Origin of the sequence: Dorea sp. AF36-15AT, from assembly GCF_003477705.1 — a bacterium.
GTDB lineage: Bacteria > Bacillota > Clostridia > Lachnospirales > Lachnospiraceae > Claveliimonas > Claveliimonas ammoniilytica.
This window is the reverse complement of the sequence record NZ_QUDV01000002.1, coordinates 82,280-96,198: the sequence shown is the minus strand read 5'-3', so window position 1 is coordinate 96,198 and position 13,919 is coordinate 82,280. Positions and strand designations below refer to the sequence as shown.

Here is a 13,919-nt window from a genome sequence, read left to right as displayed (position 1 = left end):
GTCGTTCTAATGATACTGTGTAGTGCACAGGGCATACTTCAGAAAAATGTCTGCAGATACGCATTGTTCTATCTGCAGATATATCTTCTACCCTGCAACTTACTTCATCATAGTTCTGTTTGTGAATAACAGTTGTCTGCGCTTACGCGCTTATGATATCTTGTCTAAATATCTTATTTAGCGTCTTTTGGTCTCTTTGCACCGTATTTAGAACGAGCCTGACGTCTCTTTGCAACACCTGCTGTATCAAGTGTTCCACGAACGATATGGTATCTTGTACCTGGCAAGTCCTTAACACGACCACCACGGATCAGTACTACACTATGCTCCTGAAGGTTGTGTCCTTCTCCTGGGATATAGCTTGTTACTTCGATTCCGTTAGAAAGACGAACTCTGGCGATCTTTCTAAGAGCTGAGTTAGGCTTCTTAGGTGTAGCTGTCTTAACAGCTGTACAAACACCTCTCTTCTGCGGTGCAGATGTGTCTGTTACTTTCTTTCTTAAAGAGTTGTAACCCTTCTGAAGTGCCGGAGCTGTAGATTTCTTTACAGAAGTCTGACGTCCTTTTCTAACTAACTGGTTAAATGTTGGCATTTCATTCACCTCCTACAATAAAATAAGTTACTGGTTAAACATCTAATGTTTGGCGCACAAAAAACAATGCATTTTTGTGCACACTTGAATATTTTAGTGGGTTTATCTGTAAATGTCAAGGGCTTTTATAAAGAATGTTTGAATCAGGTCGAAACAGGCAAGCTCTGATCTTATACGATTTTATACATAAAAAGCCGTACAAAAGAACTCTGCTTCTGCACGGCTTGGATTATTTATACTCCAGGAATGATATTTATCAAATACTCCCATCATTCTTACACGTTTCATTATAACACATACCCCGGTAAATAAAAAGCTGTTTTACTTTTTTCTCGCAACTCTCTGCCGCACTCTGCCGACTCTGCACAATATCAGGATTCCAACCGCAGCCCCTGCGCTGTCCAGTATCACATCCCGGATCTGCCCGCTTCTTCCAGGTACAAAAAGCTGATGAAACTCATCGGTCGCGGCATAGAATGTAGCCCAAATCCAGGCATATCGTATTGCCTTCTTTCCACAGATACCATATGCATACACTGTTCCCGATACGAGCATTCCAAGAATTGCATATTCTGTCGCATGTGCTATTTTACGGATTGGATATTCGATTTTTTCTGCAAAAGCATTTTGTTCTTCTGTAGTCCACGCATCAAAATCCGCCACTGCTATTTTACCGATCTGTAGTCCTACCGTATAACTCATCTCGGATGACTCTGGTGCCGGTGCAGCCGAGAACCAGAAAATCACCATCATCCAACATAAAGCAAGAACAGGAAGTAAGATTTTACTGATTTTTGACAATGTCTTATTCTCTTTACAATCCAAGGACATCTGCGATTGCTCCCATTTCTTCCAGAGCCACATCAATCAAGTCATCCAGACTGAGCCCGGTAAACTCGATTGCTTCCATATAATCTCTGTTGGCACCAGATGCAAATCGGAGTTCATTAAATCGTTTCATGACAGATTTATGTTTCACGCTTGCAATTTTCTTATCCGGATAGATCTGTGCAACTGCCTTAACAAACCCGCTCATCGGATCTGCCGCAAGCAGTGCATACTGCAGATTGGTCTTAGCTTTCATGCCACATTTCGGATTGTGCGCTTTTATAGCATCCCCAAGAACCGGATCATCTATTCCTTCTTTTTTCAAGATTTCTACTGATGTCGGTCCATGCACGGACATATTGTGCTGCCAGTCACACTGTTCTTCATCCAGATCATGTAAAAGTCCTGCAATTCCCCAGTACTCCACTTCGTCCGGTGCAAGTCTTTTGGCAAGTCCTTTCATAATCGCTTCCACTGCATAAGAGTGCTGAATGTAGCGTTCACCCTTCATATATTTCATCAAAATATCATGTGCCTGTTCTCTGGTAATTCTCTCTGCCATAATTCTGCCTCCTGATTCAGATGCCTGTCAGACCTTTGGCCCCTGGCATCTTTACTATATAGATGTTTTTTGATGCCTGATAGATGTTTTTTTGATGCCTGCGGATTGTTTCGTGCTTCGCACTCCCACAATCCTCCCAAATATTCGCATATCGCGGGATTACTATCCCACTTTTATGCTCATATTGGGGCGGGTCCCAAGGTCTTTCATCCACTTACAAGCAAGCTCATGTGGATTCAGACCTTTGGCCCCTGGCATCATATATAAAGAATACTCAGCGACAGTATCTGCCCCTGAGTATTCCATATCATTTATTGTTCTCTTTCAATCAGATGGATTTCCATATCCATTCCCATGCTGTCCGCAATACGGTTCAGCATATCCACAGTCGGACTGTGTTTACCGCTTTCCAGACGTGCGATATTTGGACGCTTTACCCCAGATACGTCTGCGACTTCCTGCTGAGTCAGTCCCATTTCCTTTCTGGCCTGCTTATACATTCTTCCAACCGCAACGCTCATCTTCTCCTGGTAAGCTTTGATCACATATACGTTGGTACCTTCGTCTTCCAGATCCACGATCATACCTTCAGCTGCCCGCATGGCTTTAATTTCCTCTACGGTCATCGGACCTTTTCTTACTCTTTCCGGTTCAACATTTTTATTGCTCATGTTCTACGCTCCTATTGTACATCATCCACTTCTTCTGAAAATACCAGATCGTCATCCAACGTGATCTCGTCATTCATCTCGAGTTCTGTACTCAGTTTGACATCACGATACTTTCTCATACCGGTACCAGCCGGAATTGGCTTACCGATAATTACATTTTCCTTCATACCACACAAATGGTCTACCTTACCCTTAATAGCTGCTTCAGTAAGAACCTTTGTGGTCTCCTGGAATGATGCTGCTGAAAGGAATGAGTTCGTTGCAAGAGATGCCTTAGTAATACCAAGCATGATTTGTTCGCCAGTTGCCTGCTCAAGTCCTTCTGCTGCAAGCTCTTCGTTCTTATCCTCAAACTCAAGTACATCAACCATTGTTCCCGGAAGGAATCCGGATTCTCCTGCTTCCTCGATGCGGATCTTCTTCAGCATCTGACGAACCAGCACCTCGATATGCTTATCGTTGATTTCTACACCCTGCAGACGGTATACTCTCTGTACTTCCTGGATCATGTAATCCTGCACAGCACGAAGTCCTTTGATCTTCAGGATATCATGTGGGTTAACGCTACCTTCTGTCAGCTCATCACCGGCTTCCAGTACAGCTCCATCAGTGATCTTAATTCTTGATCCATAAGGAATCAGATAAGCCTTAGACTCACCTGTTTCCTGATTGGTAACGATGATCTCACGTTTCTTCTTCGTATCATTGATTGTGGCAACTCCACCGAACTCTGTGATAATCGCAAGTCCCTTTGGCTTTCTTGCCTCAAAAAGCTCTTCGACACGAGGAAGACCCTGTGTGATATCGTCTCCGGCTACACCACCACTATGGAATGTACGCATGGTCAGCTGTGTACCAGGCTCACCGATAGACTGTGCCGCGATGATTCCAACAGCCTCACCAACCTGTACCGGCTCTCCGGTTGCCATGTTGGCTCCGTAACACTTCGTGCAGACACCATTGTGTGCCTTACATGTCAGGATGGTACGGATCTTCACCTGCTTGAGTGATTCACCATTTTCATCAACACCGTATTTCATAATCTTCTCCGCACGTTTCGGTGTAACCATGTGGTTCGCCTTTACGATTGGGTTACCATCTTTATCTACTACGTCCTCTGCAAGGTAACGTCCTGTAATACGCTCCTGCAGACTCTCGATTTCTTCTTTTCCATCCATGAATGCTTTTACATACATTCCCGGAATCGGCTTGCCTTCCTGAGCACAATCCACATCGTGGATGATCACGTGCTGGGAAACGTCTACCATTCGTCTGGTCAGGTAACCAGAGTCGGCAGTACGAAGTGCTGTATCTGACATACCTTTTCGAGCTCCATGCGCTGACATGAAATACTCCAGTACGTCCAGACCTTCACGGAAGTTAGACTTGATAGGGAGCTCGATCGTACGTCCGGTTGTATCAGCCATCAAACCACGCATACCTGCAAGCTGTTTGATCTGCTTATCAGAACCACGGGCTCCTGAGTCAGCCATCATGAAGATGTTGTTGTATGCATCCAGGCCGTCCAGCAGAACCTTAGTCAGGGCATCATCGGTTGTCTTCCATGTCTCTACGACTTCCTTATAACGTTCTTCCTCTGTGATCAGACCACGCTTGAAGTTCTTCGTGATCTTATCTACAGTTTCCTGAGCCTGAGCGATCATTTCCGGCTTCTCCGGCGGTACCGTCATATCGGCGATCGCTACGGTCATGGCAGCTCTTGTAGAATATTTGTATCCGGTTGCTTTTACCGCATCCAGTACTTCTGCTGTAGCTGTTGATCCATGTGTATTAATAACTTTCTCCAGAATCTGTTTCAGCTGTTTCTTACCTACGTGGAAGTCAACTTCCAGAAGCAGCTCGTTGCCCTCAACTTCACGGTCAACAAATCCGAGATCCTGAGGAATAATCTCATTAAAGATAAATCTTCCCAGTGTAGACTCTACCGTTCCTGTCTTAACAGTTCCGTCCGGCATAGTCTTAGATACACGCACCTTGATACGTGAATGCAGTGTAACTGCCTGGTTCTCATAAGCCAGAATTGCTTCATTTACGTTCTTGAAGCACTTGCCTTCTCCGACAGCTCCCGGTCTCTCCTGTGTCAGATAGTAAATACCAAGAACCATATCCTGTGAAGGTACCGCTACCGGACCACCATCCGACGGTTTCAGCAGGTTATTTGGTGACAAAAGAAGGAAACGGCACTCTGCCTGTGCTTCCACTGACAGCGGAAGATGTACCGCCATCTGGTCTCCATCGAAGTCCGCGTTGTACGCTGTACAAACCAGCGGATGAAGCTTAATCGCCTTACCCTCTACAAGGATAGGCTCAAACGCCTGAATACCAAGTCTATGCAGTGTAGGGGCACGGTTCAACATAACCGGATGTTCTTTGATAACATCTTCCAGCACATCCCACACCTCTGGCTGAAGCTTCTCTACCATCTTCTTGGCATTCTTAATATTATGGGCTGCTCCGCTCTGAACCAGTTCTTTCATAACGAAAGGCTTGAACAGCTCGATAGCCATCTCTTTCGGCAGACCACACTGATAGATCTTCAGCTCCGGTCCTACTACGATAACCGAACGTCCTGAGTAGTCAACACGCTTACCCAGCAGGTTCTGACGGAAACGTCCTGACTTACCTTTCAGCATATCAGACAGAGACTTCAGTGCACGGTTACCAGGTCCTGTAACCGGACGGCCACGACGACCATTATCAATTAATGCGTCAACCGCTTCCTGCAGCATTCTCTTTTCGTTTCTCACGATAATGTCCGGAGCTCCCAGTTCCAGAAGTCTCTTCAGACGGTTATTTCTGTTAATAATTCTTCTGTACAGATCATTCAGGTCAGATGTGGCGAAACGTCCACCATCCAGCTGAACCATCGGTCGAAGATCCGGTGGGATAACCGGGATGTTAGTCAGCACCATCCACTCCGGCTTATTTCCTGACTCACGGAATGCTTCTACCACTTCCAGACGTTTTACGATTCTGGCGCGCTTCTGTCCGGTAGCGCCCTCAAGACCTGCCTGCAGCTCTGCGTATTCTTTTTCCAGATCAATCGCTTCCAGAAGTTCTTTGATAGACTCTGCACCCATACCTACACGGAATGCATTGCCCCAGTTCTCTCTTGCTTCCTGATACTCAGCCTCAGAAAGTACCTGTTTGTACATCAGGTTCGTATCACCTGCATCCAGCACGATGTAAGATGCAAAGTACAATACCTTCTCCAGTGTTCTCGGAGACAGATCCAGAATCAGTCCCATACGGCTTGGGATTCCCTTGAAATACCAGATATGGGAAACCGGAGCCGCCAGAGCGATGTGTCCCATACGCTCTCTACGTACACTGGACTTTGTAACCTCAACGCCGCATCGGTCGCAGACTACACCTTTATAACGGATTTTCTTGTACTTTCCGCAGTGGCATTCCCAGTCCTTGCTAGGTCCGAAAATGCGCTCGCAGAAAAGTCCGTCTTTCTCAGGCTTCAGTGTTCTATAGTTAATAGTCTCAGGCTTAGTAACTTCGCCTCTTGACCACTCTAATACTTTTTCAGGTGATGCCAACCCGATTTTGATCGCATCAAAAGTCATAGGCTGGTATGTTTGTTCATTATTATTTGCTGGCATACTGGCACCCCTTTCTACTCTTCGTCAGACAGTTCGTCAAATTCAATCTCAAAGTCACCATTGAGGTCATCATCCTCCTCCGGTTCCTCAACATCCACAAGTTCTTCACCCTGGAATTCCTGAGCGGTATATCCATGTTCGCCCAGATTCTCCTCGTCCTGACGATACTTTCTATCTCCCTCGATCAGTGAGCGGAAATCAGTTTCACCCATATCTACGGTTTCCATGATCTCTACTTCTGTATTGTCATCACGAAGCACACGTACATCCAGTCCCAGAGACTGCAACTCTTTCAGAAGTACCTTGAAGGATTCCGGAATACCCGGCTCAGGGATATTTTCACCCTTGATAATTGCCTCGTAGGTCTTCACACGGCCGATTACATCATCGGACTTCACAGTCAGGATCTCCTGCAGTGTGTAAGAAGCACCATAAGCCTCCAGAGCCCATACCTCCATCTCTCCGAAACGCTGTCCGCCGAACTGAGCTTTACCACCCAGAGGCTGCTGTGTTACCAGAGAGTAAGGACCGGTAGAACGTGCATGGATCTTGTCGTCTACCAGGTGATGGAGCTTCAGGTAATGCATGTGACCGATTGTTACCGGACTATCGAAATACTCACCGGTACGTCCGTCACGAAGGCGTACTTTACCGTCTCTTGAAAGCGGTACACCCTTCCACAGTTTTCTGTGATCTCTGTTTTCGTACAGATAATCCACAACTTCCGGAAGAAGTTCAGCCTCATGAAGCTTCTTGAATTCATCCCACTCCAGATTTACATAGTCATTTGCAAGTTCCAGAGTATCCATAATATCATGCTCATCTGCACCGTCAAATACCGGTGTCGCGATGTTAAATCCTAATGCTTTTGCTGCAAGTGACAGATGAATCTCCAGCACCTGTCCGATATTCATACGTGAAGGCACACCCAGTGGGTTCAGCACGATGTCCAACGGACGGCCATTTGGCAGGAACGGCATATCCTCTACAGGAAGCACACGGGAAACGACACCCTTGTTACCATGACGTCCGGCCATCTTATCACCAACAGAAATCTTTCTCTTCTGCGCAATGTAGATACGTACAGACTGATTTACTCCAGGAGACAGTTCATCACCGTTCTCTCTTGTAAATACCTTCGCATCTACAACAATACCATATTCTCCGTGCGGTACTTTCAGGGAAGTGTCACGTACTTCACGTGCCTTCTCACCAAAGATTGCACGAAGCAATCTCTCTTCTGCTGTAAGCTCTGTCTCTCCCTTAGGAGTAACCTTACCTACCAGAATATCTCCGGCGCGCACTTCTGCACCGATACGGATAATACCACGCTCATCCAGATCCTTCAGAGCGTCATCACCCACACCTGGGATATCTCTTGTGATTTCCTCAGGTCCGAGCTTGGTATCTCTCGCTTCTGCTTCATATTCCTCAATATGAATAGATGTATATACATCGTCCTGCACCAGTCTCTCACTAAGCAGAACGGCATCCTCGTAGTTGTAACCTTCCCAGGTCATAAATCCGATCAGTGGGTTCTTACCAAGAGCCATCTCGCCCTGTGATGTAGACGGACCATCAGCGATTACCTGTCCTTCTTCTACTCTTTCTCCCTTAAATACGATCGGTCTCTGGTTGTAGCAGTTGCTCTGGTTACTTCTCTGGAACTTGGTCAGCTTGTATTTCTTAAGAGTCTTGTCATCCTGACGGATTGTGATCTCTGTAGAAGTAGAACGCTCTACAATACCGCCCTGCTCAGCAACCACACATACTCCTGAGTCAACAGCAGACTTTTCTTCCATACCAGTACCTACAACCGGTGCCTCCGTCAGCATAAGCGGTACGGCCTGACGCTGCATGTTAGATCCCATCAGCGCACGGTTCGCATCGTCATTCTGCAGGAATGGAATCAATGCTGTAGCAACAGAGAATACCATTCTCGGAGATACGTCCATGTAATCAAACATTGTACGCTCATACTCCTGAGTCTCTTCTCTATAACGACCAGATACGCTCTTACGAACAAAATGTCCTTCTTCATCCAGCTTCTCGTTCGCCTGTGCTACATGGTAGTTATCCTCTTCGTCAGCTGTCATATATACAACTTCTTCTGTGACAACCGGGTTCTTCGGATCATCGTGATTGATCTTACGATACGGAGCCTCGATAAATCCATATTCATTAATTCTTGCATAACATGCAAGAGAGTTGATCAGACCAATGTTCGGTCCCTCTGGTGTCTCGATAGGGCACATTCTTCCATAATGCGAGTAGTGTACATCTCGTACCTCGAATCCGGCACGGTCTCTTGACAGACCACCAGGTCCCAGCGCTGAAAGACGTCTCTTATGAGTCAGCTCACCCAGCGGGTTATTCTGATCCATGAACTGTGACAGCTGTGAAGATCCAAAAAACTCTTTCACTGCTGCTGTTACAGGCTTAATGTTGATCAGAGACTGTGGTGAAATGCCTTCTGTATCCTGTGTAGTCATACGCTCACGTACCACACGTTCCAGTCTGGACAGACCGATACGGTACTGGTTCTGCAGAAGTTCTCCTACGGAACGAATACGGCGGTTACCCAGGTGGTCGATATCATCATCCGTACCAACACCATACTCCAGATGGATGTTATAGTTAATAGAAGCAAGAATATCTTCCTTCGTAATATGCTTCGGAATCAGGTCGTGAATATCTCTGTGGATCGCATCCTTGAGTTCATCGATATCACCTGCTGTCTCTTCCAGGATTGTAGCCAGAACCGGATAATATACCTGTTCTGTCACGCCCAGTTCAGCCGGATCTACGTCTACGATTGCATCCAGATCAACCATCATGTTAGAGAGAACTTTGATCTTTCTCTCCTCTTCCGGATTCTCCAGCCATACAGCCGGAACAGCCGCATTCTGAATCTGATCTGCTATATCTCTAGTAATCTTCGTTCCTTCTTCTGCAATGATTTCACCTGTCAGCGGGCTTACAACCGTCTCAGCCAGTACATGACCTGAAATACGGTTCTTAAGAGCCAGCTTTTTATTAAATTTGTAACGGCCAACCTTAGCCAGATCATAACGTCTAGGATCAAAGAACATGCTGGTAATCAGACTTTCCGCACTGTCTACTGCCAGCGGCTCGCCCGGACGGATCTTCTTATATAATTCCAGAAGACCTTCCTGATAATTGGTCGCAGCATCCTTCTCAAAACTTGCCAGGATCTTAGGCTCTTCACCAAAGAGTTCTACGATCTCCGGATTAGTACCGATACCAAGTGCACGGATCAGTACAGTGATCGGAACCTTACGTGTGCGGTCTACACGCACGTAAAAGATATCATTAGAATCCGTCTCATACTCCAGCCATGCCCCACGGTTCGGGATAACAGTTGAAGAATACAGTTTCTTTCCAAGTTTATCATGAGCAATTGCATAATAAATGCCAGGAGAACGTACAAGCTGACTTACGATAACACGTTCTGCTCCATTAATCACGAACGTACCCGTAGCAGTCATCAACGGCAGATCGCCCATAAAGATCTCATGTTCATTAATTTCATCTGTTTCTTTATTGTGAAGTCTTACCTTTACCTTCAAAGGTGCGGCATATGTTGCGTCACGCTCCTTGCACTCATCGATTGAGTACTTCACATCCTTCTCACACAGGGTAAAATCCACGAATTCCAGACTAAGCTTTCCGCTGTAATCTGTAATAGGAGAAATATCATCAAACACCTCATTTAATCCTTCATCCAGAAACCATTTGTAGGAATCCTTCTGGACTTCGATCAGATTCGGCATCTGAAGTACTTCTTTTTGGCGGGAATAGCTCATGCGGGAACTTCTTCCACTCTTAATAGGACGAATTCTGTTTTTCTCCATTTGACATTCACTCCTCGTTTAATATTTTGTGGCATCAATTTGCCTGAAATCTTGCAGTTTCAACGACAGATTAGCTTGTCAAGCTAATTTTAGGCGCATTTTAGTGGCACAACTTTCCACAATTGCGCATTTTCTACTATATCACGACACACTTAATATTGTCAACACATAGTTTCATATTTTTTGAAGAAATTTAAAAGCACCATACAGGTGCAATACCTGTACGGTGCTTTGATTACTGAATTCAATTCGCCTGTTGGAATTATTTAAGGTTAACTTCTGCTCCCTCAGCTTCCAGTTTAGCTTTGATTTCCTCAGCCTCAGCCTTAGAAACGCCCTCTTTAACAACCTTAGGTGCGCCATCTACAACTGCCTTAGCTTCTTTCAGTCCAAGACCTGTGATCTCACGAACAACCTTGATAACCTTAACCTTAGAAGCACCTGCTGCTGTAAGCTCTACATCAAACTCATCTTTCTCTTCAGCTGCTGCTGCATCTCCACCTGCTGCTGCTACAACAACACCTGCTGCTGCAGAAACACCAAATTCTTCTTCACATGCTTTTACTAAATCATTTAACTCTAATACTGATAACTCTTTGATAGCATCAATAAACTCAGCTGTTGTCAACTTTGCCATTTCATTTTCCTCCATATTCTTAATTTTGATCTTTCATGATTAAATGACATCCTTCATGCCTACGCTGTCAGGCACAAAGAACTTTGTATTCCGAAGTCACACAAGACTTCCTCATACTTCTTACTCCTCTGTAGCCGGAGTCTCTGCTGCTGCCTCTGCAGGAGCTTCTTCTGTAGCCGGTGTGCATTCTGCTGCTCCACCTTTTTCTGCGATCTGGTTGAGAACGCGTGCCAGGTTTGTGATCGGAGACTGCATACTTCCAAGTAATCTTGAAAGCAGTTCTTCTCTTGAAGGGATCTTTGCAAATTCTGTCAATGCTGCTGCATCATACTTCTGTCCTTCTACCACACCTGCTTTTAATTCAAGAGCCTTTGCATCTTTTGCAAACTTAGCAAGGATTCTTGCCGGAGCTGTTGCATCATCTTTAGAAATTGCAATAGCATTCGGTCCGTCCAGATACTCATCTAACTGAGCAAAATCTGTTCCTTCAAAAGCTCTTTTCATCATTGTGTTCTTACAAACTTTGTAAACTACTCCAGCTTCTCTCAGCTGTTTACGAAGAGCTGTATCTTCTGCAACTGTCAGTCCACGGTAATCAACCAGGACGATTGACTGAGCGCCTTCGATGTCATTTACGATAGCCTGTACGACTGGCTGTTTCAATTCAACTTTTGCCACGAATGGTGCACCTCCTTATAGATTTTGGTTTATACACCGCCGATAGATATAAAAAACCTCCGTGTCAAAGACACAGAGGTTGAAATTCATACATGACGTACTAATCTATTCTTCCTCGGTAGGCGCGCATCACGCTTACGTCCTTGCGGACACCTACTGTCTTCGGCAGTCTTTTAGTAGATTAGCATACTTTTCTAATGCTGTCAATACTTATTTTAAGAAATTAAAGCTTCTTACTACATATGGTTCTTTTGCATTGCCTTTGCAGATAGAGAAGAACGCAATGATCTTGCACACATACAATACAATCCCAAAGATACCCGCTGCGATCGGCACAATAAATGTCCAGAACAGAAGCAGTGTTATAATTCCGGTAAGCACTTCGAGCACCGTGAATTTCAGTGCCTGTCTTACATGGAATGACAGATACGGCGAATCCTTACTTGCCAGCAGTGCAACGATGATTCCAATTGTTCCCATCAGATATACCAGCATCGCGATCACCTTATTATCAGAAATGTCTTTTGCTGTAAATTCCGATGTGTGGTCATACGGGTCATACGGTGTATAATTCGGCTGATACCCACCCTGTTGTCCATAATTCTGTGACTGACCATAATTTGGATTCTGCCCATAATTTACATTCTGCGCTCCGGCATTCTGACTTTCAGCCTGCGACTGACCAGATGTCTGTTCAGGTTCTACCGGTTGTGCTGCCTGTTCTGTTTTCTCAGGTTCCACTCTCTGTTCTTCTACTCTCTGTTCTTCCACTTTTGTACCACAATGTGTGCAGAATGCAGCTCCATCCTGTATCTCCGCCCCACAGTTCTTACATATCTTCATCTTTGGTTCCTCCTTTATATTAGATACTATGCGTCTAGTTTATCATAGATTGATATACCAGACCAGATATTTCCACAATTTTGCCACGTGCGGCAGCCGTATCATTCAATCCACTGCTCATCACGCAGATCGCATAATCACCTTTGTCCGTACTTACAATTGCTGCATCATGTTCTGCATCTTCCAGTTCACCTGTTTTATTCGCGCACATTGTTCCTTCCGGAAGCCCTGCCGGAATCTTGCCCCGACGTTCCTGTTCTTTCATATAGGCAAGGATCTGTGATGCACCGGCGATCTCATTGTTCTCGATCAACTCTAAAAACTTCACGCAATCCTTTGGCGAGGTGTAATTATCATCTGACGCATTAAAATCCAAAAGCAGCCTTCCCATATGAGTATCCGAGTATCCATGTTCCGCGCAATAGTCATTCACTTTCTGCATACCGGCCGCAGCATCACCGGATCCCAATCTTCTCACTAACGTATTCGCCGCATCATTATCACTGACACGGATCATACTCCGCACAAGTGCTTCTGTCTCTCCGGTATAGTTTTCCTGTCCAGCCAGATTATCCTGCTGTTCATATACAGTTCCGGCAACAAACAATTTGATCAGGCTCGCCGCTTCCTGTCTGCCATCCCCCGCCAACGCATAGCTTCCATCAGCGATTTTTTCTACATATACGCCCCAGGATTCGCCCTGTGCCTGACGCTCCTGAATCTCGCCCGCAAGTTCTGTACTCAGCTCATCAAGCTCATCCGCATCCGAAGTTCGATGTGATTCATAATACTGCTCAACACCACGGACTATACCTTCCACCATCTTATTCCGGTAATCCGCATCTTCCATATTACGGTCATCCTGTTCATTCGTCATGAATCCCATTTCCAGAATCATCACAGGAACTTCACTCCAGTTAAGACCGGTCATTGTATCATTTTCCTGAATACCAAGATTCTGCATCCCGGTATTCGCACAATAGGACCCCAGCACATCTTCTGCCAGCTCCCTGCTGTCACCGTAAAGCGATGATGTATTCGGATTCGTCTGAGATGCAATCAGTGCCAGCGCCCCATTCACAGACGCATCTTCACTGCCGTTGGCATGAATTCGAATCGCAACATCCGCGCCTGCGTCATTAGCAAGTATGGCTCGTTCCGAATTACTAATTGCAGTTTCATTGTCCTCTCTGGTCATGATCACATCATAGCCCGCTTCCCGCAACGCATCGCGAAGCTGTAATGACACATCCAGACAAAGCTCGTACTCCGGGATGCCGGTATATTTCCCTGAAGTACCTGTACTTGCTTTCGCTTTCATCTCAGCAGACCCCGGAGCGTTGGGCTCCTTTGCGCTCATATCTACATCCCACGCCTGATGTCCGGGATCGATTGCCACAAGTAACTTCTTTTCTTTTTCTTCCGGTTCCGGAGCTTCCGTCTGTTCATTCTTCTCAGGCTTTTCGTTTTGAATCACACGCACTTTTTCTTGTTCTGATTTCTTATCTGTCAGTTTCGAAATTCTGCCACACCCGGTCACACCCAAAATAATAACCAGCATAGCGCTTACTATACGCACTTTTCTCATAATGCACCTGAT

Annotated in this window: 11 protein-coding genes and 1 other annotated feature; of the genes, 1 reads left to right on the top strand and 10 read right to left on the bottom strand. The window is 45.5% G+C overall.

Annotated features, from left to right (window positions below):
• Positions 1-173: 173 nt before the first annotated feature.
• The 3 genes from rpsL to DWZ93_RS04545 form a co-directional block, all read right to left on the bottom strand.
• A complete protein-coding gene (gene rpsL, locus DWZ93_RS04555) occupies positions 174-593 on the bottom strand; it encodes a 30S ribosomal protein S12 (protein ID WP_118384151.1) in 420 nt (139 codons plus the stop codon).
• Between the two features lie 321 nt (positions 594-914).
• Positions 915-1,394 (bottom strand): VanZ family protein, encoded by a 480-nt coding sequence (locus tag DWZ93_RS04550; protein ID WP_158574280.1) that lies wholly within the window; start codon positions 1,392-1,394, stop codon positions 915-917.
• Between the two features lie 13 nt (positions 1,395-1,407).
• The gene (locus DWZ93_RS04545; protein ID WP_118384153.1) at positions 1,408-1,983 is read right to left on the bottom strand and encodes an HD domain-containing protein; all 576 of its coding nucleotides are present in this window, start codon (positions 1,981-1,983) and stop codon (positions 1,408-1,410) included.
• Positions 1,984-2,055: 72 nt separating this feature from the next.
• Here DWZ93_RS04545 and DWZ93_RS15205 point away from each other — a divergent pair, with 72 nt between their 5' ends.
• Complete coding sequence (locus tag DWZ93_RS15205; RefSeq protein ID WP_118452100.1) at positions 2,056-2,250, top strand: hypothetical protein; 195 nt, start codon at positions 2,056-2,058, stop codon at positions 2,248-2,250.
• Between the two features lie 44 nt (positions 2,251-2,294).
• On the opposite strand, the gene DWZ93_RS14935 is transcribed toward DWZ93_RS15205, so the two are convergent.
• From DWZ93_RS14935 to DWZ93_RS14695, 7 genes are all read right to left on the bottom strand, one after another.
• Positions 2,295-2,654, bottom strand: a complete 360-nt coding sequence (locus tag DWZ93_RS14935) for a helix-turn-helix transcriptional regulator (protein ID WP_243007126.1) — start codon at positions 2,652-2,654, stop codon at positions 2,295-2,297.
• An 11-nt stretch (positions 2,655-2,665) separates the two neighbouring features.
• Positions 2,666-6,286, bottom strand: a complete 3,621-nt coding sequence (rpoC, locus tag DWZ93_RS04530) for a DNA-directed RNA polymerase subunit beta' (protein ID WP_118452099.1) — start codon at positions 6,284-6,286, stop codon at positions 2,666-2,668.
• Positions 6,287-6,300: 14 nt separating this feature from the next.
• Positions 6,301-10,161: a DNA-directed RNA polymerase subunit beta gene (gene rpoB, locus DWZ93_RS04525; protein WP_118452098.1), complete on the bottom strand. Its 3,861-nt coding sequence runs from the start codon at positions 10,159-10,161 to the stop codon at positions 6,301-6,303.
• 262 nt (positions 10,162-10,423) lie between these two features.
• Entirely contained in the window at positions 10,424-10,798 is a 375-nt protein-coding gene (rplL, locus tag DWZ93_RS04520) for a 50S ribosomal protein L7/L12 (protein ID WP_118384157.1), read from the bottom strand.
• A gap of 120 nt (positions 10,799-10,918) precedes the next feature.
• Positions 10,919-11,476, bottom strand: coding sequence for a 50S ribosomal protein L10 (gene rplJ / locus DWZ93_RS04515; protein WP_118452097.1), 558 nt, complete (start codon positions 11,474-11,476; stop codon positions 10,919-10,921).
• Between the two features lie 41 nt (positions 11,477-11,517).
• Positions 11,518-11,660 (bottom strand) — a sequence feature (ribosomal protein L10 leader region).
• Positions 11,661-11,686: 26 nt separating this feature from the next.
• Positions 11,687-12,319, bottom strand: coding sequence for a zinc-ribbon domain-containing protein (locus DWZ93_RS04510; protein WP_118452096.1), 633 nt, complete (start codon positions 12,317-12,319; stop codon positions 11,687-11,689).
• A gap of 34 nt (positions 12,320-12,353) precedes the next feature.
• Positions 12,354-13,907, bottom strand: coding sequence for an N-acetylmuramoyl-L-alanine amidase (locus DWZ93_RS14695; protein ID WP_158574279.1), 1,554 nt, complete (start codon positions 13,905-13,907; stop codon positions 12,354-12,356).
• Positions 13,908-13,919 lie beyond the last annotated feature (12 nt).

What these genes read in the sequence shown, in the direction of transcription:
- DWZ93_RS14695 (WP_158574279.1), bottom strand. Translation starts at nt 13,907, where the DNA reads ATGAGAAAAGTGCGTATAGTAAGCGCTATGCTGGTTATTATTTTGGGT.
- rplL (WP_118384157.1), bottom strand. Translation starts at nt 10,798, where the DNA reads ATGGCAAAGTTGACAACAGCTGAGTTTATTGATGCTATCAAAGAGTTA.
- DWZ93_RS04510 (WP_118452096.1), bottom strand. Translation starts at nt 12,319, where the DNA reads ATGAAGATATGTAAGAACTGTGGGGCGGAGATACAGGATGGAGCTGCA.
- DWZ93_RS14935 (WP_243007126.1), bottom strand. Translation starts at nt 2,654, where the DNA reads ATGAGCAATAAAAATGTTGAACCGGAAAGAGTAAGAAAAGGTCCGATG.
- DWZ93_RS15205 (WP_118452100.1), top strand. Translation starts at nt 2,056, where the DNA reads ATGCCTGATAGATGTTTTTTTGATGCCTGCGGATTGTTTCGTGCTTCG.
- rpoB (WP_118452098.1), bottom strand. Translation starts at nt 10,161, where the DNA reads ATGGAGAAAAACAGAATTCGTCCTATTAAGAGTGGAAGAAGTTCCCGC.
- rpsL (WP_118384151.1), bottom strand. Translation starts at nt 593, where the DNA reads ATGCCAACATTTAACCAGTTAGTTAGAAAAGGACGTCAGACTTCTGTA.
- DWZ93_RS04545 (WP_118384153.1), bottom strand. Translation starts at nt 1,983, where the DNA reads ATGGCAGAGAGAATTACCAGAGAACAGGCACATGATATTTTGATGAAA.
- rpoC (WP_118452099.1), bottom strand. Translation starts at nt 6,286, where the DNA reads ATGCCAGCAAATAATAATGAACAAACATACCAGCCTATGACTTTTGAT.